The 25,547-nt window shown below is 55.6% G+C and carries 27 protein-coding genes; 11 read left to right on the forward strand and 16 right to left on the reverse strand.

Annotated elements, in window-relative coordinates:
• Window positions 1-56 precede the first annotated feature (56 nt).
• The 3 genes from WH279_RS07030 to ubiU all read right to left on the reverse strand — a co-directional run bounded on the left by WH279_RS07030 (window position 57) and on the right by ubiU (window position 3,149).
• A complete protein-coding gene (locus WH279_RS07030; protein WP_339455405.1) occupies window positions 57-1,064 on the reverse strand; it encodes a luciferase-like monooxygenase in 1,008 nt (335 codons plus the stop codon).
• A 202-nt stretch (window positions 1,065-1,266) separates the two neighbouring features.
• On the reverse strand, window positions 1,267-2,145 hold the full coding sequence (locus WH279_RS07035) for a U32 family peptidase (protein ID WP_339455406.1): 879 nt from the start codon (window positions 2,143-2,145) through the stop codon (window positions 1,267-1,269).
• Between the two features lie 8 nt (window positions 2,146-2,153).
• Window positions 2,154-3,149: a ubiquinone anaerobic biosynthesis protein UbiU gene (gene ubiU / locus WH279_RS07040; RefSeq protein ID WP_200642747.1), complete on the reverse strand. Its 996-nt coding sequence runs from the start codon at window positions 3,147-3,149 to the stop codon at window positions 2,154-2,156.
• A gap of 208 nt (window positions 3,150-3,357) precedes the next feature.
• Between ubiU and ubiT the strand changes: the two genes are divergently transcribed.
• Window positions 3,358-3,882, forward strand: a complete 525-nt coding sequence (ubiT, locus tag WH279_RS07045) for a ubiquinone anaerobic biosynthesis accessory factor UbiT (protein WP_418903920.1) — start codon at window positions 3,358-3,360, stop codon at window positions 3,880-3,882.
• Window positions 3,876-4,379 (forward strand): GNAT family N-acetyltransferase, encoded by a 504-nt coding sequence (locus WH279_RS07050; RefSeq protein ID WP_200642749.1) that lies wholly within the window; start codon window positions 3,876-3,878, stop codon window positions 4,377-4,379. Before ubiT ends, WH279_RS07050 begins: the two co-directional genes overlap by 7 nt.
• On the opposite strand, the gene WH279_RS07055 is transcribed toward WH279_RS07050, so the two are convergent.
• Both WH279_RS07055 and WH279_RS07060 read right to left on the reverse strand, forming a co-directional pair.
• Entirely contained in the window at window positions 4,366-4,671 is a 306-nt protein-coding gene (locus WH279_RS07055) for a GIY-YIG nuclease family protein (RefSeq protein ID WP_133844018.1), read from the reverse strand. The two genes, WH279_RS07050 and WH279_RS07055, sit on opposite strands and share 14 nt — an antisense overlap.
• A 103-nt stretch (window positions 4,672-4,774) precedes the next feature.
• Complete coding sequence (locus tag WH279_RS07060) at window positions 4,775-5,296, reverse strand: type 1 glutamine amidotransferase domain-containing protein (protein WP_339455409.1); 522 nt, start codon at window positions 5,294-5,296, stop codon at window positions 4,775-4,777.
• 212 nt (window positions 5,297-5,508) lie between these two features.
• Between WH279_RS07060 and WH279_RS07065 the strand changes: the two genes are divergently transcribed.
• From WH279_RS07065 to WH279_RS07075, 3 genes are read left to right on the forward strand one after another with little or no spacing between them, the layout of a single operon-like run.
• Window positions 5,509-5,907 carry a DUF350 domain-containing protein gene (locus WH279_RS07065; protein ID WP_339455411.1) on the forward strand — a complete coding sequence of 133 codons (399 nt, stop codon included), beginning with the start codon at window positions 5,509-5,511 and terminating at the stop codon, window positions 5,905-5,907.
• Between the two features lie 28 nt (window positions 5,908-5,935).
• The gene (locus tag WH279_RS07070; RefSeq protein WP_339455413.1) at window positions 5,936-6,556 is read left to right on the forward strand and encodes a DUF1190 domain-containing protein; all 621 of its coding nucleotides are present in this window, start codon (window positions 5,936-5,938) and stop codon (window positions 6,554-6,556) included.
• A complete protein-coding gene (locus WH279_RS07075) occupies window positions 6,556-7,749 on the forward strand; it encodes a glutathionylspermidine synthase family protein (RefSeq protein ID WP_339456233.1) in 1,194 nt (397 codons plus the stop codon). The genes WH279_RS07070 and WH279_RS07075 overlap by 1 nt, the downstream gene beginning before the upstream one ends.
• Here WH279_RS07075 and nrdG read toward each other — a convergent pair.
• Together nrdG and nrdD are read right to left on the reverse strand one after the other, a co-directional pair.
• Complete coding sequence (nrdG, locus tag WH279_RS07080; protein WP_339455415.1) at window positions 7,746-8,210, reverse strand: anaerobic ribonucleoside-triphosphate reductase-activating protein; 465 nt, start codon at window positions 8,208-8,210, stop codon at window positions 7,746-7,748. The genes WH279_RS07075 and nrdG overlap by 4 nt on opposite strands.
• Window positions 8,207-10,345: an anaerobic ribonucleoside-triphosphate reductase gene (gene nrdD, locus WH279_RS07085; RefSeq protein ID WP_339455417.1), complete on the reverse strand. Its 2,139-nt coding sequence runs from the start codon at window positions 10,343-10,345 to the stop codon at window positions 8,207-8,209. The genes nrdG and nrdD overlap by 4 nt, the downstream gene beginning before the upstream one ends.
• Before the next feature lie 297 nt (window positions 10,346-10,642).
• Between nrdD and WH279_RS07090 the strand changes: the two genes are divergently transcribed.
• Together WH279_RS07090 and WH279_RS07095 are read left to right on the forward strand one after the other, a co-directional pair.
• Window positions 10,643-13,195 (forward strand): DEAD/DEAH box helicase, encoded by a 2,553-nt coding sequence (locus WH279_RS07090; RefSeq protein WP_339455419.1) that lies wholly within the window; start codon window positions 10,643-10,645, stop codon window positions 13,193-13,195.
• Between the two features lie 130 nt (window positions 13,196-13,325).
• Entirely contained in the window at window positions 13,326-15,698 is a 2,373-nt protein-coding gene (locus WH279_RS07095; RefSeq protein WP_339455421.1) for a beta-N-acetylhexosaminidase, read from the forward strand.
• Window positions 15,699-15,746: 48 nt separating this feature from the next.
• Here WH279_RS07095 and ridA read toward each other — a convergent pair whose 3' ends face one another.
• The 5 genes from ridA to argF form a co-directional block, all read right to left on the reverse strand.
• A complete protein-coding gene (ridA, locus tag WH279_RS07100; RefSeq protein ID WP_133844004.1) occupies window positions 15,747-16,133 on the reverse strand; it encodes a 2-iminobutanoate/2-iminopropanoate deaminase in 387 nt (128 codons plus the stop codon).
• Window positions 16,134-16,350: 217 nt separating this feature from the next.
• Window positions 16,351-16,815 (reverse strand): aspartate carbamoyltransferase regulatory subunit, encoded by a 465-nt coding sequence (pyrI, locus tag WH279_RS07105; protein ID WP_133844002.1) that lies wholly within the window; start codon window positions 16,813-16,815, stop codon window positions 16,351-16,353.
• Between the two features lie 12 nt (window positions 16,816-16,827).
• Window positions 16,828-17,763 carry an aspartate carbamoyltransferase gene (gene pyrB / locus WH279_RS07110; RefSeq protein WP_200642754.1) on the reverse strand — a complete coding sequence of 312 codons (936 nt, stop codon included), beginning with the start codon at window positions 17,761-17,763 and terminating at the stop codon, window positions 16,828-16,830.
• A 20-nt stretch (window positions 17,764-17,783) separates the two neighbouring features.
• Entirely contained in the window at window positions 17,784-17,978 is a 195-nt protein-coding gene (locus WH279_RS07115; RefSeq protein ID WP_133843997.1) for a hypothetical protein, read from the reverse strand.
• Between the two features lie 90 nt (window positions 17,979-18,068).
• Window positions 18,069-19,079 (reverse strand): ornithine carbamoyltransferase, encoded by a 1,011-nt coding sequence (argF, locus tag WH279_RS07120; RefSeq protein ID WP_133843995.1) that lies wholly within the window; start codon window positions 19,077-19,079, stop codon window positions 18,069-18,071.
• A 157-nt stretch (window positions 19,080-19,236) separates the two neighbouring features.
• Here argF and rraB point away from each other — a divergent pair, with 157 nt between their 5' ends.
• Together rraB and miaE are read left to right on the forward strand one after the other, a co-directional pair.
• Window positions 19,237-19,665 carry a ribonuclease E inhibitor RraB gene (rraB, locus tag WH279_RS07125; protein ID WP_133843993.1) on the forward strand — a complete coding sequence of 143 codons (429 nt, stop codon included), beginning with the start codon at window positions 19,237-19,239 and terminating at the stop codon, window positions 19,663-19,665.
• Window positions 19,666-19,716: 51 nt separating this feature from the next.
• Window positions 19,717-20,481, forward strand: a complete 765-nt coding sequence (miaE, locus tag WH279_RS07130) for a tRNA isopentenyl-2-thiomethyl-A-37 hydroxylase MiaE (RefSeq protein WP_339455434.1) — start codon at window positions 19,717-19,719, stop codon at window positions 20,479-20,481.
• A gap of 66 nt (window positions 20,482-20,547) precedes the next feature.
• Here miaE and WH279_RS07135 read toward each other — a convergent pair whose 3' ends face one another.
• The 4 genes from WH279_RS07135 to WH279_RS07150 all read right to left on the reverse strand — a co-directional run bounded on the left by WH279_RS07135 (window position 20,548) and on the right by WH279_RS07150 (window position 22,761).
• The gene (locus WH279_RS07135) at window positions 20,548-21,051 is read right to left on the reverse strand and encodes a GNAT family N-acetyltransferase (RefSeq protein ID WP_200642756.1); all 504 of its coding nucleotides are present in this window, start codon (window positions 21,049-21,051) and stop codon (window positions 20,548-20,550) included.
• A 94-nt stretch (window positions 21,052-21,145) separates the two neighbouring features.
• On the reverse strand, window positions 21,146-21,973 hold the full coding sequence (locus WH279_RS07140; protein WP_339455436.1) for a type II toxin-antitoxin system HipA family toxin: 828 nt from the start codon (window positions 21,971-21,973) through the stop codon (window positions 21,146-21,148).
• A 147-nt stretch (window positions 21,974-22,120) separates the two neighbouring features.
• Window positions 22,121-22,468 carry a HipA N-terminal domain-containing protein gene (locus WH279_RS07145; RefSeq protein ID WP_339455438.1) on the reverse strand — a complete coding sequence of 116 codons (348 nt, stop codon included), beginning with the start codon at window positions 22,466-22,468 and terminating at the stop codon, window positions 22,121-22,123.
• Window positions 22,462-22,761, reverse strand: a complete 300-nt coding sequence (locus WH279_RS07150; protein WP_339455440.1) for a helix-turn-helix transcriptional regulator — start codon at window positions 22,759-22,761, stop codon at window positions 22,462-22,464. The genes WH279_RS07145 and WH279_RS07150 overlap by 7 nt, the downstream gene beginning before the upstream one ends.
• A gap of 375 nt (window positions 22,762-23,136) precedes the next feature.
• Here WH279_RS07150 and WH279_RS07155 point away from each other — a divergent pair, with 375 nt between their 5' ends.
• Together WH279_RS07155 and WH279_RS07160 are read left to right on the forward strand one after the other, a co-directional pair.
• Window positions 23,137-24,324, forward strand: a complete 1,188-nt coding sequence (locus tag WH279_RS07155) for a YjgN family protein (RefSeq protein WP_339455442.1) — start codon at window positions 23,137-23,139, stop codon at window positions 24,322-24,324.
• Window positions 24,325-24,326: 2 nt separating this feature from the next.
• On the forward strand, window positions 24,327-25,343 hold the full coding sequence (locus WH279_RS07160; protein ID WP_200642760.1) for a M48 family metallopeptidase: 1,017 nt from the start codon (window positions 24,327-24,329) through the stop codon (window positions 25,341-25,343).
• Window positions 25,344-25,547 lie beyond the last annotated feature (204 nt).

A 25,547-nucleotide genomic window follows, 5' to 3' on the forward strand; every position in this document is an offset into this window, starting at 1 on the left:
ATTTGTGCCATCCATCTCTGATCATGTAGTGGCGAGGCAAGCCTCGCTCTCAGAATCTACAAGGCGTTACGTGCCTGCATTGCCAGCTCAAAGGAGTAGAGGCGTGCCTGAGGATCAAAGATCTGGCCGTTAACCATCACTTCATCTGCCTGCGTTTCGCGCATCAGCGCGGCCAGCCCCTGACGCACCTTCTCTTTATCGCCGACCACCGACATACTCAGCGCCTGCTGTACGCCGTACTGCTCAGACGGTGACCACAGATTATCCATATTTTCTACGGGGGCGGGCAGTGGGCCTGGCTTGCCACGGCGCAGGTTAATAAACTGCTGCTGCATGGAGGTAAACAGGAAGCGGGCATCACGTTCGCTGTCGGCGGCGACAACGTTAACGCACACCATCGCGTACGGCTTCTCCAGCCGCGCTGACGGCTTAAAGTTGTCGCGGTACATATCCAGCGCCTGTAACAGCATTTCCGGGGCAAAATGGGAGGCGAAGGCGAATGGCAAGCCCATCTGTGCCGCCAGTTGAGCACTGTAAAGGCTGGATCCGAGCAGCCAGACGGGAATCTTCAGCCCGGTTCCCGGAACGGGCTGGACAATCGGCATCTCGTCACCGGAATGATCAAACCAGCGGATCAATTCTGCTACATCGGCGGGGAAATTGTCGACGTGACCCGCCATATGGCGGCGCAGAGCCAGCATTGTACGCTGGTCAGAACCCGGCGCGCGTCCCAGTCCAAGATCGATACGGCCAGGATAAAGTGATTCGAGCGTACCAAACTGTTCTGCAATCACCAGCGGAGCATGATTTGGCAGCATGACGCCACCAGAACCTAAGCGCAGCGTCTGTGTATTGGCCGCCAGATAACCTATCAGCACCGAGGTCGCCGCACTGGCGATCCCGGTCATGTTATGGTGTTCTGCCAGCCAGTAACGATGAAAGCCGAGTTTTTCCGACTGCTGTGCCAGAGAGAGTGATGAATGAAAAGCATCGCGTGCGGTTGCCCCCTGTGGGATAGGGGCAAGATCCAGTACGGAAAGGGGAACATTTTTTTTATCAGGCATAGTTGCTCACTTTGTCTAACGGCCGACACTGCGCCATGTGCAAAAACGACAGGCTACGGGATCTGCTGTCCCTGTTATTGTCCGTTTGCAGCACTCAAGGAATAAAGTGCGCACAGAACAGACGAAACAATAGTGCCTGCGGATAGTTAGGCTGCTAGCCAATCAAAGTATTATCCATCATCTGCCAGAATGAAACAGCTATTTAGCTGACCAGCTCAAGCCCGGCGACGCGGCGCCAGTACCCATTACAATCATAGCTGCGTGCCATCATCAGTGGCTGATGGCCGGTTTCGTTTGCGCGGAACCGATCCACCATCGACAACGTTTCCGCATCCTGCGGTGAAAGACGCACAATATCGACCAGCCCCTGCATCGAGATCAGGTCATTGCCGAGGTTATAGCAATTGCCGCTCATGGTCTGGATCCCGTTCAGGACGAACACCTGCTGGTCTTCCTGAGTGCGAACACGTCGCCCCTGGGGATAATCAATGCAGCAGGTCTGGCATTCATCTTTGCTGCGATTTTCAGAGCGAGCGGTAAAGCAACGGGCAGAGTACGCCAGCGGCAAATAACCGTAACTCAACACCTCCACCTCAAACTGCTGGCGAATGCTCAGCTCATCACACTGCTTCAGTAACTGCACCAGCCAGTCGCGCGACAGTTCCACCGGCATACACCAGCGGGTCATACCCATTTTCAGCAGCAGTTGCAGCGTAACGGCGTTATATACATTTAGCGCCGGCCCGGCGACAAAAGGCACGCCCGCTTCATTCGCCAGCGTCACCGCACCCACATCATTGGCTTCAATGAGAAACTCGCCGTTATCGACATAGCGCTTCAGTTCCGTCAGTTCGGAAGGGGATTGCACCAGTGCCAGAGTGCTCAGAACGACCTGTTTACCGGCGGAGGCCAGCGACTTCGCCATACTCAACCAGTCAGCGGTTTTCGTTGCACGGCGTTTGCTGCACACGGATTCGCCGAGGTAAATGACGTCAGCCTGACTGCTGGCGGCAGCCTGATAAAAGGCATTCAGCGTTTCTTTTGGCCAGTACCACAGTACCGGGCCCAGTGAGTATTTCATGATATCTCCTACTGCCACTGACGGTGGTAAGCACCGAGCGTTGTCTGAGTGCCTTCACTCAACGCACTCAGCGCCGCCATCCACTGTGGCTGCGCGGTGAAATTTTGTGGGTCAGCTTTACAGCGATCGATGGCCTGACGCCAGATACGTGCCACCTGCTCAACATAGGCCGGGCTACGCTGACGTCCCTCAATTTTGACGGAGACAATATTGGCTGCCATCAGCTCGGGTAACAGTGCCAGCGTATTCAGGCTGGTGGGCTCTTCCAGCGCATGATAGCGCGCCTCATCTACCTTATAGCGACCCTTGCACAGCGTGGGGTAACCGGCATTTTCTCCGCTGTCATAACGGTCAATCAGCACCTCATTCAGACGGGATTCCAGGCCGGCCTGGGTTTGCTGCCAGCGAACGAAGCGCGCGGGGGAGCAGGCACCGACAGTATTGGGCGACTCGCCGGTCAGGTAAGACGAAAGATAACAACGTCCTTCCGCCATAATGCACAAGCTACCAAACGCGAATACCTCGAGGGGAACGGTGGTGTCACGTGCCAGTTGGCGTACCTGATGCATCGATAGCACTCGCGGCAATACCACGCGGGCAACATCAAAGTTACGCTGATAAAAGCGTACGGCAGCAGCATTAGTTGCAGACGCCTGTACCGAAACATGGCGTTCAATATGAGGATATTTGTCAGCGGCATACGCCAGCATGGCAATATCTGCCAGGATTAAGGCATCAGCACCTGCATCTGCGGCCATATCCACCGCACGCTGCCAGCGCACGTAGCCATCGGGGTGGGCAAAGGTATTAATGGCCACATGGAGTTTACGTTTACGCTGATGCACGTAGTGTGCGGCTTCCTGCAGGCGTTTATCGGTGAAGTTCAGCCCCGCAAAATGGCGGGCATTGGTCTCATCTTTCAGGCCGATATACACCGCGTCGGCACCATTTTCGATGGCGGCCTTCAGTGCCGGAAGATTTCCGGCCGGGCAGAGAAGTTCCATAAGAAGCGATCCAACTAATCAGAAGAGTTGAAGAGTTTAGTGAGGAAGGCTGAGACAAATTTTGATTTAAGGCAGCTAATGGCGTATTGATGGTGTTCGTGTTCCCTGATAAAACTCATAGAGTTCGCACACTTTGTTGATCCAACCGTCAGACGCTTTTTGCTGCTGTGGCAAAATAGCTGAAATTTATTCGTAAGGAGTGATAATGGTGTTGAACCCGCTACGCAGCCACTGCGTCCGTCACGGACCGCCACTACTGCGTTTTCCGCTGCGGTTTACCCCGTTTGCAGTGAAGAAGCCGCTATTACAGGCACTGTTACGCTGGCAGTTTCAGCAGGCGCTGGCGGAAGGCGAACTGGATTTCCTTGAAGGGCGCTGGCTGGGGATTGAGGTCAAGGACCTCGAACTACGCTGGTCAGTCACGCTGGAACAGGGGCAACTTCGGGTCGCTGACCGTGATGACGCTGACGTCTGGTTTCGCGGCAATGCCAATGATTTAGCGCTGATTGCTGCCCGCAGGCAGGATCCCGACACGCTGTTTTTCCAGCGCCGTTTACTGATTGAGGGTGATACGGAACTGGGCCTGGAAGTCAAAAATATGATGGATGCGATAGATCTGGACGCCATGCCAGCGCCGCTACGCATCGGGCTTATGCAACTGGCTGATTTTATTGAGGCTGGAATGAAAGAGGACGCGATTCCCCCGGCGGATCGCGCAGGTGCCACATGTTAATTCGTTCAGAAATTGGCATCGATGCGGCGAGCATCGACAGCCTGCTGCGCCGCAGCTTCCCGACCTCTGCGGAAGCGGAACTGGTGCAGCAACTGCGGGAAGACGGGTTATTAACCCTTGGAGTCGTTGCGACAGATGACGATGGCCAGGTGCTGGGCTATGCGGCCTTCAGCCCGGTCACGCTCAATAATGAAGATCGGCAGTGGGTGGGATTAGCGCCGCTGGCGGTTGATGAAAGCGTTCGCAGGCAGGGCCTGGGGAAACAGTTGATTTACGAGGGGCTGGACACGCTGAATGAGTTTGGCTATGCCGCCGTTGTTGTGTTGGGCGACCCCGCTTTCTACGGTCCTTATGGCTTTGAACCGGCCGCACGGCACCAGCTACACTGCCGCTGGGAAGGCACTGAAGCGGCGTTTCAGGTGTACAAACTGGCGGATGACGCCTTTGATGGCGTTGAGGGTCGCATCGAGTTCTCCGCACCCTTTAATCGCTTCTGAGCGCAGCAAGCCATTGAACAAGTGATACAGGCTGGTGTTCTACCAGCCTGATCTTCTGCGGTTTTTTCAGTTGCTTAACCTGATATTCCAGCTTCGACGCCAGCGAACGATCCCCTGCCTCACAGTGAAATACCAACACCAGCGGTCCTTTACCGCGCAATGCTTTTGCGCCTTTACCACTCTGGTGCTGGGCAAAACGCCTGGCCACGTCGTTGGTGATGCCGGTGTACAGCATTCCTTTAGCGGTTCTCAGAATATACAGTCGCCAGTCACCGGGTGCAGCCGCGCTCATAGGGTTTCTCAGATAAAAAACAGTATGGCTACTTTAGCGTATATGTTGGCAGAGAGGGAGAGGCAGGGGGGCAGCAAGGGCCAGCCGGCGCTGGCCCGAAGCATCATGCGGCGTTAAGAATACGCAGCGATTCGCGGTTAAAAGCGGGGAGATCGTCCGGCGTGCGGCTGGTGACCAGCCTGTCGTTATCGACCACGACCTCTTCATCGTAGAAATCAGCACCGGCGTTTTTAAAATCAATCACGACCGGTTTCACCGTGGTCATTTTGCGGCCGCGTACGGCATTGGCACTGATCAGCAGCTGTTGCCCATGACAGATAGCGAAGACGGGTTTGCCCAGTGCAACAAAGGCTTTGGTGAAGGCGACAAAACGGTCATCGCCGCGCAGCGTGTCCGGGGAGTGGCCGCCGGGCAGCAGTAGCGCATCAAACTCGGCCGGATGGACATCATCGATGTTTTTATCGACCTTCAGGCTGGCTTTACCCTGCTTACCGGTAATAGTTTTACCCGCTTCACTGTCAATGGTAATGACCTGGTGGCCGGCTTTTTTATACGCCTCTGCGGGAGAAGTAAATTCTGAGTCTTCAAATTCATCGGTAATCAGCACCGCAATTTTCTTGCTCATATTTCCTCCTGTGAACTTCAGTTATGAACTGAATAAGTGTGGTTCACTGACACTGAAAATCAACCCGGACAGGTGTTTAGCTTATAGGTTAATGATTTTTCAGGAAATAGAGTACGGCAGGGAAAGGTAAAGAAGACGCAGGCTGCTGGTGTTTGCCCGGACGGCACCTTATGATGACCCCCCGATATTTCCCCCTGATTCAGGACCGCATCATGGCTACTTTGCATCTGTTAATGGCTTTCGCTTCTTACTTTTTTACCAGCTGCGCGATGGTGCTGGTATTCCTGTTTGTTTATACCCGTATTACCCCGCACAACGAATGGCGTTTGATTAAAGAGAATAATCTGGCGGCGTCTCTGGGCTTTATTGGCGCACTATTAGGCTATATTATTCCGCTGGCCAGCGTGGCGATTAACTCCGTTAACCTGCTCGATTACGTCGTGTGGGGGGCGGTAGCGCTGGTGGTGCAATTGCTGGTCTTTGGTGTGGCGCGTATTTATATGCCGAAAATCAGCCAGCATATTGAAGATAATCATTTGGCTGTCGGACTGTTCCTCGGCGGGGTCTCCCTTGGCGGAGGGATCATTAATGCGGCCTGTATGACCTACTAAAACTTCTGCTGCAAGGACTGCTGTTACCGTGAAAAAGAAACGCCGCCGCGTCAGGGCATCAGGAAAACGCCCTGGCCAATTCACCTCTTATTCAAAGGGGGCGGCCTTAAATACCTCCCCACGCAAAGGGCCTTCGTGGCTGACGCTGGCGATTATGGGGGGCGCTGGCGTGGCGCTGCTGTACAGCTTTCATGACGAGAAGAGTGAAAAAGACACCCTGTTTGCCAACAGTAATGAGTGTGTTCAGGCAGGTTACTCCGTCAGAGCCTGTGAGGCGCAGGAACAGGCAGCACAGCAGCAGCTGGATGTCAGCTCACAGGCGTTTGATCACAGCTATGACTGCCAGAACTATTACGGTATCGGCAACTGTCATTACAACCTGGCACGCCATCAGTTTCTACCGCTGTTGGCCGGTTTCTCTATGGGGAAACGTCCGCAGGAAGAGAACCAGAGCAGTTCCTCTTCGGGGGGCGGGTCTTACGGCGGGGGGCGTGCATTTTATCGCGACCGCGATGACCGTAGCCTCCTGAGAACTCCCGACAGTGAAGCGCGCTGGACCTCTTCGGCGAATGATGCCCACAGCATCAAAGGCCGCACGGTTTCACGTGGTGGTTTTGGCAGTGGCTCACACCGTTCTGGCGGTGGATGATGATCCGTATTCCCTGCACGCCCCGGCGCGATTTACCCGTTATTGCTGCCCGCTACGGCTTTGACTTTCATATCATTGACGATGAAGTCTACTGGGATGAATCCCGCGCCTACCGTTTTACTCTGCGGCAGATTGAACAGGATATTGAAGCGCCCACCGAAGAGCTGCACCAGATGTGTCTCGATCTGGTGGATCGGGTGGTGGGCGACGAGACGCTGCTGACGGCACTGGCGATCCCGCCTCTTTACTGGGATGCCATCGCCCGCAGCTGGCAGCGTCGTGAACCGTCGCTGTATGGCCGGATGGATTTCAGCTGGGGCGGCCAGGGGCCGGTTAAGCTGCTGGAGTACAACGCCGATACGCCAACTTCGCTGTATGAAGCGGCCTTTTTTCAGTGGCAGTGGCTGACGGATATGGCGGGAAAAGGGCAAATCCCACGCGATGCCGATCAGTTTAACTCACTCCAGGAAAAGTTGATTTCCCGGCTGGCACTGTGGCGCAAGCACCCGTTATATTTTTGCTGTTGTCAGGGATCGACGGAAGATCGCGGTACGGTGCAGTATCTGGAGGATTGCGCACGGCAGGCGGGTCTGGAGACGCGTTTTCTCTATCTGGAAGAGATCGGCATGGGCGTAGGCGGGGTGTTAACTGACCTGCAGGAACGGGTGATCCAGCAGGCATTTAAACTCTATCCGCTGGAGTGGATGCTGCGTGATGAGTTCGGCCCGCTGCTGCGTAAGGGGCGCGAGCAGTGGATCGAGCCACTGTGGAAAACCATCCTCAGTAATAAAGGCATCTTGCCGCTGCTGTGGCGCTGGCATCGCGGGCACCCCAATCTCCTCCCTGCGTGGTTTGCCGGTGAGGTGGAAAAACCCGGCTGGCGTCTGGCGGAAGAGATGGGCAGCCAGTGGCGTGGCTTTGTCAGTAAGCCGCTATTTTCACGCGAAGGGGCCAATATCACCCTTTATGCTGACCGCGATGGTCAGCAGACGCTGGCCAGTGAAGCGGGCGAATATGGCGATGAACCGCGTATCTGGCAGGCCTGTGCACCGTTGCCGCGTTTCGGTGATGACCATACGCTGATCGGCAGCTGGATTGTTGGCGACAGTGCCGCAGGCATCGGTCTTCGCGAAGATAACGGCCCGATCACCAAAGACACATCACGCTTTATTCCCCATTTTATTGCTGACTAGCGTAGCTGATGAATCACCTGGTTGCTGCTGCCGCGCCACAGTAGCGCCGGGTCTTTGAGTGCCTGAATAAACTTCCCGTCGATCAGCACATTCACGCTGGCGACCACCTGCTGCTGCTTTGCGCTCAGCTCTTCCAGGCGGTAACCTGTCCACATCCAGATATCTTTGCCAGCACACTCACGGCGCACCCGGCGCAGCAGCCGTCCGACATCCGCCAAATTGGCCGGATGCAGCGGATCGCCACCTGACAGCGACAATCCCTGGCGCGGAATACGCGTATCGTTAAGATCGGCAATCAGCTGCTCTTCCATTTGAAGAGTGAACGGTAACCCGGAGTTCAGCCGCCAGGTGCTTTTGTTATAGCACCCGGGGCATTCATGCACGCAGCCCGCGAGAAACAGCGTGCAGCGCGTACCGGGGCCGTTAACGATATCCACCGGGTAGTACTGATGGATGTTCACCCCAGTTGACCGTTACCCAGGTGCTTCACCCGGCGTTTAACCTCCTCCTGCTTCCCGGCGTTAAACGGACGGGCATCAGGACTGCCGAGATAGCCGCACACCCGCCGCGTCACCGAGACGCGAGTGCTGTCATGGTTACCGCATTTCGGGCAGGTAAAACCTTTGCTGGTGCACTCAAACTCGCCGGTAAAACCGCACTCATAGCACTCGTCGATAGGCGTATTGGTGCCGTAATAAGGCACCCGGCTGTAGCTGTAATCCCAGACGTCTTCCAGCGCCTTAAGGTTGTGCTGAATGTTAGGGTATTCGCCGTAACAGATAAAACCGCCGTTCGCTAACGGTGGATAACCTGCTTCAAAGTCGATTTTATCGTACGGATTGACCTTCTTCTCCACGTCGAGGTGGAAGCTGTTGGTGTAATAGCCTTTATCGGTGACGCCCGGCACCACGCCGAACTCGGCGGCATCGAGGCGGCAGAAACGGTCACACAGGTTCTCACTGGGCGTACTGTACAAACTGAAGCCGTAGTCCGTTTCCTCTTTCCATGCCTCGACGGCGGCGCGCAGTCGGGCAACAATCTCCAGCCCTTTGGCGCGCAGTTGCGCATCATCATAAGGATGGACACTGCCGCCGCTCAGGGCATTCAGCGTTTCATGAATGCCAATATAGCCCAGAGAAATGGAGGCTCTGCCGTGACGGAAGATAGGTGCCACCGGATCATCGGCTTTCAGGCGCACCCCGCATGCGCCCTCCATATAGAGGATAGGTGCCACGCGGGCCTTCACATTTTCCAGCCGGGCAATGCGTGTCATCAGGGCTTTCTTTGCCAGCAACAAACGCTGGTCGAGCAGCGTCCAGAAGCGGCTCTCATCGCCTTGTGCCTCCAGCGCAATACGCGGCAGGTTAAGGCTGATCACGCCGATATTGTTACGGCCATCGTGGATCGGCTCGCCGTTCTCTTCATACACGCCCAGGAAGCTGCGGCAGCCCATGGGGGTTTTAAACGATCCTGTGACCTTGACCACCTGATCGTAGTTGAGAATATCCGGATACATGCGTTTGCTGGCGCACTCCAGCGCCAGCTGTTTGATATCGTAGTTGGGCTCGCCAGCGGCCTGATTTAGCCCGGCTTTGATAGCAAAGACCAGTTTCGGGAACACGGCCGTGTTATGATTTTTACCCAGCCCGGCAATGCGGTTCCGCAGAATCGACTGCTGGACCAGGCGCGCCGCCCAGCTGGTGCCAAGGCCAAACCCAAAGGTGACAAACGGCGTCTGGCCGTTGGCGGTATGCAGTGTATTCACTTCATATTCCAGAGACTGGAACGCGTCGTAACACTCTTTCTCGGTGCGTGTCTGGGCATAGGCTTCGACATCCGCCACCTGCCATTGCTGCGCAGTAGCACGATGTTTCACCAGGCTGGCTTCCACAAACGGGGCCAGTACTTCATCAATGCGATTGATGGTAGTGCCGCCGTAAATATGGCTGGCGACCTGAGCGATGATCTGTGCAGTAACGGCGGTCGCGGTGGAGATCGACTTTGGCGGTTCGATCTCGGCATTCCCCATCTTGAAGCCATGGGTCAGCATGCCGCGCAGGTCAATCAGCATACAGTTAAACATCGGGAAGAACGGCGAATAGTCGAGATCGTGATAGTGGATCTCACCGCGTTCATGCGCGCTGACCACATCGCGCGGCAGCATATGCTGACGGGCATAGTGCTTAGCGACGATGCCGGCCAGCAGATCGCGCTGGGTCGGGATCACTTTGCTGTCTTTGTTGGCATTTTCATTCAGCAGTGCCGGGTTGCTCTGTTCAATCAGACCGCGAATTTCATGGTTCAGCCGACCACGCAGTTCGCGGGCCACGTCGCGATCGTGGCGATATTCAATATAGCTGCGTGCCAGCTGCGGATAACGGCCTGCCATCAGCTGGTTCTCAACCGCGCGCTGAACCTCCGCGATATCCACGCTCGGGCGGGCGGTGAGTTGGGCGCTAATCTGACTGGCGGCGGTGGCGCAGTAGTCGTCATCGTCAATTTTCGCAGCCTGTGCAGCGGCACGGATTGCCGTCTCAATACGCGCTGGATCGAAGGCGACCTGACAGCCGTCCCGCTTGATTACCTGAGTTGCCACCGCTGCTCTCCTGAATGAAGAAAATCTATATGTGGGTTTGGATGGCTATAGTAAACGCTATATATAGTGTTGCGATCAGATTTAAACGCCGTTTTATTGACCTGAGGCAAAGATCTGACAGCAGCGCAGCAAAGATAAGCGATGGTCAACGTCGGTTAAGGTTTTGTGTGGTTATACGCTATTTTTTGCCATCAAGGTGTGCTGTGGCGGTTGCATTCAACCCAAAGGAATCACTACTATTGCCGGTTGCCATAGAGCGAAATCCATTTTGCTCTGGTCTCTCAGGGATACTGTCTGATGTCGTCTGTCGCTTATAACGAAAAACAGGTCATTCGCTGGCTCGGTGCACGTACCGTGGCCCGGGCGCGCGATCTGGTCGCCAGCGTACAGAATCTGCAGTGGCAAAATAATTTGCTGACCGGTGAGTTGCCGGGACGTAAAGCGGAACCTTTCAGCGTGATCGTGCATTTCAGTCGTCCCCAGGGCAGGTTGCTGGCCAGCGGGGAGTGCAGCTGTGCTGTAAAAAATAACTGTAAGCATGTCGCGGCGCTGATGCTGGCGAACCTGCAACCCCGCCAGCCGACAGCGGCAGTGGTCCTCAAAACCATTGAGGCAGTGCCTGTCCCGGTGCTGCAACTGCAATCACGTGCCAAATTTATCAGCGGCTATGGTCATTATGGTCATCGCCAGAAGCGCCTCGATTTTGCCTCCGTCAGCTTTGACTACGCAGGCGTGAACGTTGATGCAGGAAGCCGGGCGGAGAACTTTACCGATCGAAATGGCCTGCGTTACCACGTTCAGCGCCATACGGAAGAGGAGCAGTCCTGGCTGGCGCAGATCGACACGGTCGGGCTGAATGCCATCCCCGCCGGGCATATTTATACGCCTGCTCCGTTGCCCCCGGCGATCTTCGCCCCGGCATCGCCGCCGCAGTGGCGTGATTTCATTAAAAAAGGCCTGCCTGCGCTGCGCAAACGCGGCTGGCGCATCAGCATGGATGATGATTTCACCTGGAACGTCTCTGACGTTGATGCGATTGAAGGGCGCGCAGTACAGGGCGAGGACGGCTGGTTCGATCTTGAGCTGGCGATGAAAATTGGCCGCCGACGCGTGCGCCTGGAGCCGCTGCTGGCGAAGCTGTTTGAGCGTGACCGCCGCTGGATGTCCGGCAATCTGCGTCTGATCGATGATGACGAACAGATTGAGCTGCGTGACGATAAGAATCAGCGATTGCTGTTCCGTGCGGGTCAGTTAAAGCCGCTGGTGGGCAATCTGATTGACCTGTTTGGTGCACATCAACCGCTGCGGCTGGCGGCCTGGGACATCGGGCGTCTCAGCGAACCCGGCGATCGTAACCGCTGGATATTTGACGGTGACAACGCGGTCCATCAGCTGGCAGAGCGATTGAACGGGCACAGCGGTGTGCAGGCCATTGCCCCGCCTGTTGGCTTGCAGGCCACCCTGCGCGACTATCAACAGCAGGGCGTTAACTGGATGCAGTTCCTGCGTGAGCATCAGCTGGCGGGCATACTGGCCGATGATATGGGGCTGGGAAAAACAATTCAGACGCTGGCCCACCTGCTGCTGGAAAAAGAAGCAGGGCGCCTTGATCGGCCTGCACTGATCGTGGTGCCGACCACGCTGGTCCATAACTGGTGCTGTGAAGCACGGCGCTTTGCCCCCGACCTGCGTGTACTGGCGCTGACCGGGCCGCAGCGCAAAGACTTTTACGATCAGATGGAACAGTACGACGTGGTCATCACCACCTATTCACTGCTGTGGCGCGATCAGCCGCAGCTGGTGGCGCACTATTATCATCTGCTGATCCTCGATGAAGCGCAGTACGTGAAGAACAGCGCCTCACGTGCCGCCTCGGTAATCCGCACCCTGAAGACGCGGCATCGTCTTTGCCTGACCGGAACCCCGCTGGAAAATCACCTTGGGGAGCTGTGGTCGCAGTTTGATTTCCTGCTGCCGGGCTTCCTCGGCAGCGAACGCGACTTCACCCAGAACTGGCGTATTCCGGTAGAACGCAATGGCGATAAAGTCAGGCGTGAGCTGCTGGCGAAGCGCGTACGGCCGTTTATGCTGCGCCGCCGTAAGCAGGAGGTCGCCAAAGAGCTGCCGCCGAAAAATACCATTGTGCGCAGCGTGCCGCTGGACGGTGCGCAACGAGAACTGTATGACCAGGTGCGTGCCGCCATGCAGGACCGCGTACAGTTAGCGATGCAGCAGCAGGGGCCGGGACGCAGCCATCTGCTGGTGCTGGATGCCCTGCTAAAACTGCGCCAAATCTGCTGCGATCCGCGTCTGATGTCCGATCCGCGCGCCGAGCGGGTGAAACACTCTGCCAAGCTGGCGCTGCTGCGCGAGATGCTGCATGACCTGCTGGCAGAAGATCGGCGCATCCTGATCTTCTCGCAGTTCACCACCATGCTGGGCATCATCGCCGAAGAGTTACAGAAAGCGCGCATTCCTTATGTCATCCTGACGGGCAGCACCCGCGATCGCACTGAGCCGGTACGGCGTTTTCAGCAGGGCGAAGTCCCGGTGTTTCTGATCAGCCTGAAAGCGGGCGGAGTTGGGCTGAACTTGACGGCGGCCGACACGGTGATCCACTACGATCCCTGGTGGAACCCGGCGGCGGAAAATCAGGCCACCGATCGCGCTTATCGCCTCGGGCAGGATAAACCGGTCTTTGTGTATAAGCTGATCGCGGCCGATACCATCGAAGAGAAGATCGTCGCGATGCAGCAGCAAAAAGCCGAGCTGGCCGGAGAGATCCTCGACGACGAGCTGAGTGAACCTTCCAGTTTCAGTCAGGACGATCTGGCGGCACTGTTCTCCTGACATCACCGCCCGGATAGCATCAAAACGTTAACTACGCCTGCGACTTATGGAATTCGTTTCGTGAGATGTAACTTGATGTAACACGCGAATTATGTTTTATGAGGTCATCACAAAAAAAGGATGCCCTGATATGCCATGGTCACTGCGCCCGCTGCTGCTTGCCTGTTCTCTATTCCTGCCATTCACTGTGTTTGCCGACCCGGCAGGGAAACTCCCGCTGATGCCCTGGCCGCAGCAGGTAGAGCAGCCGCAGGGCGGGGGAAGTCTGGCCCTGACCATGCCGCTGGCAATTCAGGTTAAGGGCGATAACCTGCACGAGGCGATCCCACGCTGGCAGCAACGCCTGGCGCGCCAGACCGGCAACCCTGATCTGCCGATTTCCGCCAGTGCCACGTCATTACAGATCCGTATCGCCCGACAGGTTGCCGCCATTCCTCAACCGGACAGCGATGAGAGCTACCGGCTGGTGGTCAGCGCCGACGGCATCACACTGGAGGCGGCCACCCGTTTTGGCGCGATGCGCGGTATGGAAACGCTGCTGCAACTGGTGCATAACAGCACCGTGCCTCTGGTGACGATTAATGACCACCCACGCTTTCCGTGGCGCGGGATCCTGATTGATTCTGCCCGCCACTTTATGCCCATTGAGACGCTGAAGCGCCAGATTGATGGTATCGCCGCTGCGCGTATGAACGTCTTCCACTGGCATCTGACCGACGACCAGGGCTGGCGTTTTGGCTCCAGTCATTTCCCGCAGTTGCAGGAAAAAGCCAGCGACGGACTGTGGTACAGCCCGCAGCAGATGCGCGATATCGTCAGCTATGCCGCCCATCGTGGCGTGCGTGTGGTGCCGGAAATTGACTTTCCGGGGCATGCTTCGGCACTGGCGGTGGCGATGCCGGAACTGATCGCGGCACCGGGGCCTTATCAAATGGAACGTGGCTGGGGCGTCTTTAAACCGCTGCTCGATCCGTCCCGCGAACAGGTTTATCAGTTTATCGATACGCTGGTGGGCGAAGTGGCCGCCATCTTCCCCGATCCTTATCTGCATATTGGTGGCGATGAAGTGGATGCCAGCCAGTGGGATCACTCTGAGGCTATCGCTCAGTTTATGCAGCAGAAAGGGTTGAAAGACAGCCACGCACTGCAGGCATATTTCAATCAACGGGTGGAGAAGATTCTGGAAAAACACCAGCGGCAGATGATCGGCTGGGATGAAATCTATCATCCCGACCTGCCGCGCAGCATTCTAATCCAGTCCTGGCGTGGGCCGGATGCGCTGGGTGAAGTGGCAAAAAACAACTATCGCGGCATCCTTTCTACCGGCTTCTATCTCGATCAGGCCCAGCCTGCGGCGTTCCATTATCGCAATGAAGTCTGGCCGCAGGGGCTGAACGATGCCGATCGGATCAAAAAGGGCGAAACGGGGCAGAGCTGGCAATTTACGCTGCCCCGTCTCAAAGGCAAGCCGCTCACCGGTAGCTTTACGCTGATTGATGCCGCGGGTGGATGGCGCGGGTTTATTGACTTTGAAGGGCGCTCGCGGCGAATGGTGCGGGAGATCCGCTGGCTGTCGCCCACCCAGTTTACCTTCCGTGTCGACAGCTGGATGGGGGAGCTTCGTCCGGTGCTCACCCTGGCGGGCGACAACATGAGTGGCTACTGGCGCATCGGTAACGTGCGCTATCCTACGGTGGGCAGCAGGTTGCCGCAGCCTCCGCAGGGTATAAAACCGGTGCTGCCGGATGACGCCCAGTTGCGAAATAACCTGCTGGGCGGGGAAGCGGCACTGTGGAGCGAAATCGTCGATGAGAACGTGATTGACGTCCGTCTGTGGCCCCGGGCATTTGTAGTGGCAGAGCGGCTGTGGTCGGCCTCTGACGTGACGGATGAGAAAAATATGTATCAGCGGCTGGCGGCCGTTGATAGCTGGTCCGCTGTGTCGGTGGGCCTGCAACAGCACGCGGAGACGCAGTTGCAGATGATGCGCCTGGCGAACAGCAGCGATACGGTTGCGTTGCAAATCTTCGCTGAAGCGCTGGAGCCTGCGCAATTCTATACCCGACAGCATCTGAAATATCAGGCCGGACATTACACGCAGGCTGAACCGCTCAACCGGCTGGCCGATGTGCTGCCATCCGAAAGCAACAAAGTGCGTGAGCTGGATCAGCAGGTGGACGCGCTGATCGCCAATCGGGGTGACCGTCAGGCGGCGCAGGCGATTCGTCGTCAGCTTCTGCAGTGGCAACACAATATTCCGCTGGTAGAGCCAGTGCTGGCACAGAACCCGCAGCTACGGCCGCTGCTGCCGGTGGCAGGGCAGGTGGCGGAGATCAGTCAGATGGGGCTGTCACTGCTGGATGCCATGGAAAAGGAACAAACTTTTGGCGCTCGTGAAGTGGCAAAAATGCATCAGCGGCTGGATCAGGCGGCGCTCACCCAGGATGAAGTGGTGATTGCGCTGGTGTATCCGGTGGAGAAATTATTGCGCTACGGGAAATAACGGCGGGTCGATCGTTGATCGACCCGTACAACGATTCACGACGATCGCTTAACGACGTACAGCGATCGCTTCGATTTCGATGTTCACATCTTTTGGCAGACGCGCCACTTCCACACACGAGCGTGCCGGGAAGCTGGCCTGGTGCTCAGTGAAGAAGGCTTCGTAGGTGGCGTTCACCGTGGCGAAGTCATTCAGATCTTTCACGAACACGGTGGTTTTAACGATATCACCCACTTTCAAGCCCGCGGCCTCAACAATCGCTTTCACATTTTCCAGCGACTGGCGCGCCTGCGCGGCAATATCGTCTGCCACTGCACCGGTTTTAGGATCGACCGGAATCTGGCCTGACGTGAAGATCATGCTGCCGAGATCCACACCCTGAACATAAGGGCCGATAGCGGCGGGGGCGTTTTCCGTACTGATTTCGCGAGACATAGTTTCTCCTGAGTGTGTCCGATGGTGAGGATAGGGGTACAGCGTATCATTTTTGCCCGGGCCGGGCATGCCCGGCCCCTACAGGAACAGTGATATTCCGTAAGAGCGAGGTCAACAGCAACGGTGATACCCCGTGGGGCGCGAGGCATGCCTCGCCTCCCTGTTTGACCCGGCGCGTGTCACATCCTGCCCACGCAACGGAGCAAATGCAACGGCATTAACCGTTTGCCATCACCACATGGTGCGCGAACTCTTTCTCGCAGTATTTACATTTCAGGTGCAGCTCATCCTGACGCTGTTTCACCGCGAAGCTGGAATGCACCGGTTCAGAACGGCTGATGCAGTTGCTGTTCGGGCAGGTCAGCACGCGTTCAATCCGGTCTGGCAACGTCGGGGAGCTCTTCGCCACCACGTTGTAATCATCAATGCGGTTCACCGTTGCGTGCGGTGCATACACCGCCAGCTGGTTGATCTGATCGTCGGTCAGGAAGGTGTTCTCAATCTTGATCAGGTCTTTGCGGCCCAGCTCACCCGAGGGCAGATTCAGGCCAATGGTAATGCGCTGGTCGGTTTCCGTCAGGCGGAACAGGGAGAGCAGCTTAAAGCCAATCTGAGCCGGGATATGGTCGATCACCGTGCCGCGTTTAATCGCTTCAACCTGTAATTTATTATCGTGTGTCATGTGCTTATCCCCTTAAAGAACCGGTTCGCTGTTCAGTACCAGCGCCAGAAGTGCCTGGCGTGCGTAGATACCGTTACCTGCCTGCTGGAAATACCAGGCGTGCGGCGTGTGATCGACATCCGTGTCGATTTCGTCAATACGCGGCAGCGGGTGCAGAACTTTCATATTCTCGCGTGCGCCCACCAGATCGCTGGCGCGCAGAATAAACTGGGCTTTGACGTTAGCGTATTCCGACGGATCAAGGCGTTCTTTCTGTACGCGGGTCATATACAGAATGTCCACCTGCGGCACCACTTCTTCAATGCTGTCATGGCGTGTCCAGACAATGCCTTTTTCGTCGAGCATATCGGTGATGTAAGCCGGCATCGCCAGTGCATCAGGCGCAATAAAGTAAAAACGATTGCCTTCAAACTTCGCCAGCGCCTGGGTGAGTGAATGTACGGTGCGGCCATATTTCAAATCACCGACCATCGCCACGCTAAGATGATTCAGGCGGCCCTGCGTTTCCTGCAAGGTAAACAGATCGAGCAGCGTCTGAGTCGGATGCTGATTGGCGCCATCGCCCGCGTTCAGGATCGGCACGCCGCCGGAAAACTCGGTTGCCAGACGCGCGGCGCCTTCCTGCGGATGACGCATGACAATCGCATCCACATAGGTGCCAATCACGGAGATGGTATCGGCCAGGGTTTCCCCTTTCTTGCCCAGCGAAGTGTTGCTGCCATCGGCAAACCCGACCACGGACGCGCCAAGACGATGCATCGCCGTTTCAAACGAGAGGCGGGTGCGGGTGGACGCTTCAAAGAAGCAGCTGGCAATCACGTTGTGTTTCAGCAGCTCAGGCTGTGGGTTCGCCTTCAGGCTGGCCGCGGTACGCAATACCAGCTCCAGCTCTTCACGGTTGAGATCGTTAATTGAAATAATATGTTTGTGATATAGGGGGTTAGCCATTTCCACTCCTTTTGCCGTTATCATTCATGATGCAGCGGTGTTGGCTGCCTCATGAGTGCTATAGCGCAACGTTTTTGCATTAAAATGCGGGCAAAAAAAAGCCCCTCAATGAGGGGCTTTTCTTGATGATCGGTCATGCAACGGGAGGAAAAACGGTGCTGCCCGCCTGTAGAAAGGCGATTCAGTACGGCTTGATTAACGCAATTCAGTTTCATGCATCCTCCCGGCAAACGGGGTGCATTATACGCATTCAGCCGTTTGCAGCAAGCGAAAAACGCGTAACGTAATCGTTTGCCTGGGCTGAGTTACCCCAATTGTGCCAGCGTGGCCACCATCACCGCTTTGATGGTGTGCAGACGGTTTTCCGCCTGGTCAAACACCACGCTGTGCGATGATTCAAACACCTCATCCGTGACTTCCATGCCGCCGTGCAGATCGTACTGCTGCGCCATCTGCTGGCCCAGCGTGGTCTGGTCATCGTGGAACGCAGGCAGGCAGTGCAGGAACTTCACCTGCGGGTTCCCGGTCGCCTCAAGCATCGCCATGTTCACCTGATAAGGGCGTAGCAGGGCAATACGTTCGTGCCACACCTCTTTCGGCTCACCCATGGATACCCAGACGTCGGTGTAAATGAAGTCTGCGCCCAGCACGCCTTGCGCAATATCTTCTGTCAGGGTGATTTTACCGCCGGTTTTTTCTGCCACGCTGCGGCATTCAGCAACCAGCCCCGCATCCGGCCAGCAGCTTTTCGGTGCCACCAGACGCAGATCCAGGCCTGTGAGCGCCGCCGCCTCCAGCAAAGTATTGCCCATATTATTATGGGTATCGCCGACGTAGGTCAGCGTCATCTGGCTGAACGCTTTCTCCGGCAGGTGTTCCTGCATGGTGAGCAGGTCCGCCAGCAACTGGGTGGGATGAAACTCGTTGGTCAGCCCGTTCCACACCGGCACGCCAGCGTGTTCGGCCAGGGATTCCACCAGTACCTGGCCGTGGCCACGATATTGAATACCGTGGTACATCCGGCCCAGCACGCGGGCGGTGTCTTTCATCGACTCTTTATGGCCGATCTGGCTACCGCTCGGGCCAATCCAGGTGACGTTCGCGCCCTGATCGTATGCGGCAACTTCGAAAGAGCATCGGGTGCGGGTCGAGTCTTTTTCGAAGATGAGCGCGATATTCTTACCTTTCAGATGCTGAATTTCTTCGCCATTTTTTTTATCGGTCTTCAACGTGGACGCCAGCGCCAGTAAGCCGTTGATTTCAGCGGGGGTGAAATCGAGCAGCCTGAGGAAGTGACGTTGATATAACTGACTCATAAAGCACTCCGGGATGATCTTTAATGAATTAAAATTCAATTTAACCGTATTAATATTCACTTTCAACCCCGAAGAGCAGAAACTTGCTTTTAAAGGTAGTGGCGCAGAGGGCACTGTGGGAAAATACGCGAAATAACGCCTTAATGAGGAAGCGATCATGGCTAATGAAGCATTGTTGGAAGAGCAGCGTGAAGAAACGCGGCTGATAATTGAAGAACTGCTGGATGACGGCAGTGACCCGGATGCGCTGTACACCATTGAGCATCATTTCTCTTGCGACAGCTTCGATGCACTGGAGAAAGCGGCCGTGGAAGCCTTTAAGCTGGGTTACGAAGTGACCGAGCCGGAAGAGCTGGATCTGGAAGATGGCACCAAAGTGATGTGCTGCGATATTCTCAGCGAAGGCGCGCTGAACGCTGAACTGATCGACGCGCAGGTTGAGCAGCTGATCGATGTGGCGGGCAAGTTCAACGTTGACTACGACGGCTGGGGCACCTACTTCGAAGATCCGGACGCGCAGGATGACGACGAAGGCGATGAAGATGATGAAGCCATCGACGGCGAAGACAACGGCATCCGTCATTAATTTTGTATCATAACGGGTCAGGCTTGCCTGGCCCCTTCAGAGTTTGCTTTGATGAACACCGAACACCTTCTTGCCCCTGTCCGTGATTTCCTTCATTGCCGTACCCCGCAAGCCTGGATTGACGAAGCCTGTCAGCCGCAACATCTTCCTCTGTTACTGACCGATCACCTGGTGTGTGAGCTGAAAGCGGCCCAGACCGCCATGTTGCTGATCCGCAAATATGTTGCGGACAAAGCCAGTGGCGATGCCCTGCTGGCGTGGCTGAAACCCTGGGAACAGTTTGTTCACAATGAGCAAGCCGATCTGGCCTTCCTCGAGCAGCATAAAGGCTTGTCAAAAACCATTATCGGCCGCGAAGAAGTGCCCTGGGGCGATGAGCTGGTGGATAAGATGGTGCTGCTGATCAAAGAAGAACTGCACCACTTCTATCAGGTGCTGGAGATTATGCAGGCGCGCAGCATTCCCTATATGCGCATTACCGCCAGCCGCTATGCCAAAGGGTTATTGCGCGAGATCACCACGCATGAACCGCAAACGCTGGTGGATAAACTGATCTGCGGAGCCTATATCGAAGCGCGATCCTGCGAGCGTTTTGCCAGTCTGGCACCGTATCTTGATGATGAACTGGCGGGGTTTTATGTTTCGCTGCTGCGCTCAGAGGCGCGTCACTATCAGGATTACCTGGCGCTGGCTGCACTGATCTCACCGACGGATATCAGCGTGCGGGTGCGTAAAATCGGGGAAACGGAAGCACGTCTGATCATGGAACCGGACGACCAGCTGCGTTTTCACAGTGGCATTCCGAACTTCGCCTGAGGGGCGAGCGGATAAAAGGGCCGATTGGAACACATGATCGGCCCCTGCAGGGGCCGCCCGCCGCGGTTAAAGGGTTTTCAGCATCGTCACTTCGCAATCCACATGACCGGTGGCACCCATCGGGCCATCGATATGCTCAAAACCGAGATGTTCATACAGGCGAATGGCGCGCGTCAGTGACGCGGTAGTTTCCAGATAGCAGCGTTTAAAGCCCTGCTGGCGGGCATAGTCCATCGCCTGAATGGCCAGACGGCGTGCCAGCCCGAGGCCACGCACCGACGGCATAAAATACATTTTCTGCAGTTCACAGACATCCGCATCGCTGCTCGCCAGTGGCGCGATGCCACCGCCACCCACCACCTTTCCTTCCACTTCGACCACCCAGAAAGCACAGTTCTCTTCGCTATACACTTCATAGAGATGGTCAAGATTAGGGTCAGAAACGGTATAGCCTTTATCTGCCGTCAGGCCAAATTCTGCCGATACGGCGCGGATTACCGCAGCAATATGCGGATTGTCAGCGGGAACGATCGGGCGCACGCGCAGGGTTGTCTGAATTGCGGTTGTCATACATTTCGCTCATGGTCTGTCGGTTGCAGGTAGTGTAATAACACTGCATGCGTGAGGATGCAATGTCTGCCATTCACTGGTCATCCTGCGATGCTTATTCAGGGATAATCAGTCTTAGATTGGATTCCACTTCATCAATCAGAGTAGCCGGAACCTGATTCTCTTCTGCCAGCCTGCGCCACTGGGATACGGCCTCGGTGGTTTCCTCCAGAATATCCTGGATCTTTCGACGGCTAAAAAGCGGGCTCATGGTTTCCAGCGAATAAAAATCGCTGCGCGTAAAGCCGTCTCGTTTCCCGTTCAGGCTCATCCAGTGGCTGTTCACCCACGGACTGCCGGGTTTATAGCTGTAGGCCAGGTCGTAGGCAGGGGCCAGCGACCACCGATTATCTTTGAGTAAGAAGGCGAAATTTTTAGCATGGTCGTCATGATTGCGGGCCACAATGTTGAACACCATTCTACGGAAAATTTGTTCAGCCTCGATGGCGGACAAGCGCAAGTCTCTCGCCACAGCGAAAATTTCAGCGTAAGAAAACGATCCCGGCTGTTTGTAATCGACATGCGCCAGACCGTTTAAGGTCTGAACATGAATTTTTTCATTTCCTTTACGATCAAAGCGCTGGGTGACAAAGTGACGCCTTGCACCTTCGTTGATTAACTGGCACGGCATCATGTTCACACCGCAGCTTTTTGCCATCAGAAAGTAAACATATTCCATGGCACCAAAGCCTAATGGGTCCCCAAAGGTTTCCTGATTTTTATTATGTTCACTGACCCCATCAAACTTCATCAGAAAATGGGTAAACCCCTCAGGGATAGTCGCCTGACCTGAACGCACCTGTTGGAAATCGTCGCTAAACGCCAGTACGGCTTTGGGGCGAGCTCCCCCAGCGCTCATTCCGACTGACATCAGCGCCATCATCGCCTCTCTGTCTTCCTGCCCATGGCGATCGAGGTCGATGCTAAACTGGCCACGTGCATCCAGTATTTCCTGCGCGATGCTGACCAGGGATTCGACCGCCACTTGTTTGCTGGCGTTTAAGCTTTTCACCCTGGTTGCTGGCGCATATTACAGCGCACCCATCCCTCGTTTACCGGTATATTGCAGGCGTTGCAGCGGAGTAATGTCAGACGGCTGGCGGCCCTGGCTTGCCACCCAGGCATTCAGAACGGCATTACCGAAATCATCCGGCAGGGAATCAGCGATCAATCCGGGTAGCCCTTTAAACGTCGCGAAGTTAAGACCAGAAAAGCTGAAGATCTGCTTAGACAGCGGCATTCTCAGCGGTGACAGCTCGATACCACTTTTGATAAAGCTGGCTTCGTACTCGAATGCCCCCTGATGTGTCTCCGTATTGAAGCTGACGGCCCCTACAGCGCGCCCCTGATAACTGACTCTGACGGCTTCCATTACCATTCCGGTGTCTCCTTGTCGATGCTGGCTTTCTGACCGGTGGCTCTTTGCCGTTTCTTACCCTCCAGCTGAGCTAACTGGATGGGGGAAATGTCCTGTTTGGGGAGAAAGTGGTCCAGTTGCCCGGTCAAATTGAGCGCAGAGAGGAGACTGATAAATATCTCCAGTGGCACTTTCCCTTTCTCAGCATTGATCACCATCTTGCGTGTGACACCAGCGAGTTTTGCCATTTCTGCCTGGGTGCGATTTTGGTTAAGTCGCGCCTGTTTTAATCGTTCCCCTAACTTTTCAGCCATCGCGGCTGCCGTAGAATTTCCAAGTCCCATAGTGACCTTATAATGGATCATTAACAGTATAAATGATGGTTAATGTCCGTATTATGGCACAATGACTGGTTTTTTATGTGATTTTTTAATGTTCAATATTGGGGTCATTATATCGGTTTTTATTGCATAATGACCCATAAAAGGGACTTTACAGGTTACAGCGGTATCATTTGTTGCACGTCTTGTGATGAGGAGCGTGGAGGGGAGAGAAGAGGACGGGGAGAAGGGGAAATGATAATTATTTATTGTCGGGTTTCAAACGCCATGCTTAAATAGCGCGGCTATTTATTACGCTTTTATTTTCTGCTTCCCAGCAGTCTATTTCTATTTCAGGAAGAAAAACAAATGGAAAACAATACCTCGAACCAGCAGCGTCATGCGGTGCTGTTTCACGGTCGTTCTGGCGAATACTTCTCTATCTGGCTGGTCAATGCACTGCTGACCATGATCACATTGGGTATTTATTCCGCCTGGGCCACCGTCCGTCGTCGTCGCTATTTCTATGGCAATACCGAAATTGCGGGCGATCGCTTTGATTACCACGCTCGTCCCATTGATATCCTGAAAGGCCGTATTATTGTCTTCGTGGGCCTGGTGCTGTTCTTTATCCTCTCATCACTGATGCCGGGTATTGCACCGGTATTCGTGCTGGCGTTCTTCGCACTGATACCGTGGATTGTCATCCGCAGCTGGCGTTACAACGCGCTGATGAGCAGCTTCCGTGGCGTACGTTTTAACTACCTGTGCCGTGTGGGCCGTGCTTACTGGACCATGTTCCTGTGCCCGGTACTGCTGGTGCTGGCGCTCTATCTGGTGGTCGGTGCTGTCGGTTTCTTAGCCGCGAACAGCGGCAGCATCAGCGCTGGATTGACCGTTGGCATCCTGGCCTTTGTGCTGTTGCTGGCAGGCCTGGCGGCCGTGCAGGGTACCGTAGCTGCACTGAACCACGATCTGTATATCAACAACATGTCCTACGGTTCCCTGCCATTTAAAGCAGCGCTGAGCAAAAAAGCGTTTATCAAAATGGTGCTGATCAGCTTCCTGATTATGCTGCCATTCCTGATTATTGCCGGCATGCTGATTGGCTCGCTGTTTGTCTCGATCTTTTATGCCGTGGCAATGGGCATGACCGATCCAGAGATGATGAACAATCTGATGGCAGGAAACTTTTTGAATATCTTCCTGACCTTCTTAATATTACTTTTCGGTGGTTTAGTTTCTTCTGCTTATTTAGTCGTGGCACAGCGTAATTACGTGTTTGGCCAGACTCAATTAGGTGAAAAACTCCGCCTTAAGTCAACTATGTCTACAGGATCATTCTTAGGCCTGACGCTGACCAATACCCTGATTGTGATTTTCACCCTGGGTCTGGGTACGCCAATCGCTGAAGTTCGTCTGGCTCGCTATATCGCGAACAGTACCGCACTGGAAGGGGATATCTCTCTGCTGGACGTGCAGGCGCACCATGACACTGCCGGTACCGCCGTAGCAGAAGAAGTTGTTTCAGCATTCGATCTGAACGCTGGCATCTGACCTTGCAGCTAAACGGTTTTTATCAGTACCCTGGACGGGCAGCTCGCGAGGCTGCCCGTCTCACATTAGCGGAACAGCATGTGACGCTGGATCAGGGCACGCACCGGCAGCTCCTGATGTTGAACGATGTGACGGTCTCTGACGCGCTCGGTACCATCCCGCTGACGATCTCCTTCCCGGACGGCGGGCGCTTTGTCCCGGATGATGACGCAGCGTTCCGCGAGTGGTGGCAGCGTCGTCGTCGTCCAGGCCTTGTTCACCGGCTCGAGCAGCATCGCCGGGGTGTCGTTGTTACTCTGCTGGCCACGCTGGCCGCCATTGCGTTCTACATCTGGGTGATCCTGCCCGCGACCAGCCGCGTGCTGGCACAGCATATTCCCGCGTACGTTGAGCGCCAGGTCGGCCAGCAAACCTTCACTCTGCTACAGCATACCGGCTTCAGCGTTGGGCGCCTGACGGAAGAGCAACAGCAGCGTATAAACCGGCTGTTCCGTGACAGTATTCCGGCAGAGATGAAAGATGACCCGACGCCGCTGCGGCTGAAGATCATGCATTTCGCCGGGGGGCCGAACGCCTTTATGCTGGCAGACGGTACGCTGATCGTCAGCGATGACCTGGTGCGGATGGCGAAAAGTGACGATGCGATTGTCGCGGTGATGTTGCATGAGATGGGGCATCATCAGCATCGTCATGTGATGCGTATGCTGGTGCGCTCGTCGCTGGTGTCGCTGAGTTATCTCTGGCTGACCGGCGATGTCAGTGGAATTGGTGACACGCTGTTACAGTCGGCGGCGTTTATTGATCAGCTTCAGTTCTCACGCAGTATGGAGCGTGAGGCCGATGAGTATGCCATTGTGCAGATGAAGGCGCAGGGGCGTTCTCTGGCAGCGATGTCTGAGATCTACCGGCAGCTTGAACAGTCCGCAGAGAAGGAGAGCAGTGGGCTTAATCTGCCGGAATGGATGAGTACCCATCCGGATATGCCTGCGCGCATCAAAGCCATTCAGGCGGCGGAGTAAATCTGTCAGAAAGGGCGAGGCACGCAATAAAAAGGGCCAGGCATGCCTGGCCCCTACAGGGAAGGGTGTTGTAGGGGAGGGGCATGCCCCTCCCGTCAACTCGGCATGCAATAAAAAGGGCCAGGCATGCCTGGCCCCTACAGGGAACGGTGTTGTAGGGCAGGGTACGCCGCCCCACAGGGATTGATATTGTAGGGGAGGGGC

The sequence above is a fragment of the Erwinia sp. MYb375 genome, from assembly GCF_037479175.1.
Classification (GTDB): Bacteria; Pseudomonadota; Gammaproteobacteria; order Enterobacterales; family Enterobacteriaceae; genus Erwinia; species Erwinia rhapontici.

Excerpts from the sequence above, each read along its gene's own strand:
- WH279_RS07030 (WP_339455405.1), bottom strand. The coding sequence starts at position 1,064 with ATGCCTGATAAAAAAAATGTTCCCCTTTCCGTACTGGATCTTGCCCCT.
- WH279_RS07035 (WP_339455406.1), bottom strand. The coding sequence starts at position 2,145 with ATGAAATACTCACTGGGCCCGGTACTGTGGTACTGGCCAAAAGAAACG.
- ubiU (WP_200642747.1), bottom strand. The coding sequence starts at position 3,149 with ATGGAACTTCTCTGCCCGGCCGGAAATCTTCCGGCACTGAAGGCCGCC.
- WH279_RS07050 (WP_200642749.1), top strand. The coding sequence starts at position 3,876 with ATGTTAATTCGTTCAGAAATTGGCATCGATGCGGCGAGCATCGACAGC.
- WH279_RS07055 (WP_133844018.1), bottom strand. The coding sequence starts at position 4,671 with ATGAGCGCGGCTGCACCCGGTGACTGGCGACTGTATATTCTGAGAACC.
- WH279_RS07060 (WP_339455409.1), bottom strand. The coding sequence starts at position 5,296 with ATGAGCAAGAAAATTGCGGTGCTGATTACCGATGAATTTGAAGACTCA.
- WH279_RS07065 (WP_339455411.1), top strand. The coding sequence starts at position 5,509 with ATGGCTACTTTGCATCTGTTAATGGCTTTCGCTTCTTACTTTTTTACC.
- WH279_RS07075 (WP_339456233.1), top strand. The coding sequence starts at position 6,556 with ATGATCCGTATTCCCTGCACGCCCCGGCGCGATTTACCCGTTATTGCT.
- WH279_RS07090 (WP_339455419.1), top strand. The coding sequence starts at position 10,643 with ATGTCGTCTGTCGCTTATAACGAAAAACAGGTCATTCGCTGGCTCGGT.
- WH279_RS07095 (WP_339455421.1), top strand. The coding sequence starts at position 13,326 with ATGCCATGGTCACTGCGCCCGCTGCTGCTTGCCTGTTCTCTATTCCTG.
- ridA (WP_133844004.1), bottom strand. The coding sequence starts at position 16,133 with ATGTCTCGCGAAATCAGTACGGAAAACGCCCCCGCCGCTATCGGCCCT.
- pyrI (WP_133844002.1), bottom strand. The coding sequence starts at position 16,815 with ATGACACACGATAATAAATTACAGGTTGAAGCGATTAAACGCGGCACG.
- pyrB (WP_200642754.1), bottom strand. The coding sequence starts at position 17,763 with ATGGCTAACCCCCTATATCACAAACATATTATTTCAATTAACGATCTC.
- WH279_RS07115 (WP_133843997.1), bottom strand. The coding sequence starts at position 17,978 with ATGAAACTGAATTGCGTTAATCAAGCCGTACTGAATCGCCTTTCTACA.
- argF (WP_133843995.1), bottom strand. The coding sequence starts at position 19,079 with ATGAGTCAGTTATATCAACGTCACTTCCTCAGGCTGCTCGATTTCACC.
- rraB (WP_133843993.1), top strand. The coding sequence starts at position 19,237 with ATGGCTAATGAAGCATTGTTGGAAGAGCAGCGTGAAGAAACGCGGCTG.
- miaE (WP_339455434.1), top strand. The coding sequence starts at position 19,717 with ATGAACACCGAACACCTTCTTGCCCCTGTCCGTGATTTCCTTCATTGC.
- WH279_RS07135 (WP_200642756.1), bottom strand. The coding sequence starts at position 21,051 with ATGACAACCGCAATTCAGACAACCCTGCGCGTGCGCCCGATCGTTCCC.
- WH279_RS07140 (WP_339455436.1), bottom strand. The coding sequence starts at position 21,973 with ATGATGGCGCTGATGTCAGTCGGAATGAGCGCTGGGGGAGCTCGCCCC.
- WH279_RS07145 (WP_339455438.1), bottom strand. The coding sequence starts at position 22,468 with ATGGTAATGGAAGCCGTCAGAGTCAGTTATCAGGGGCGCGCTGTAGGG.
- WH279_RS07150 (WP_339455440.1), bottom strand. The coding sequence starts at position 22,761 with ATGGCTGAAAAGTTAGGGGAACGATTAAAACAGGCGCGACTTAACCAA.
- WH279_RS07155 (WP_339455442.1), top strand. The coding sequence starts at position 23,137 with ATGGAAAACAATACCTCGAACCAGCAGCGTCATGCGGTGCTGTTTCAC.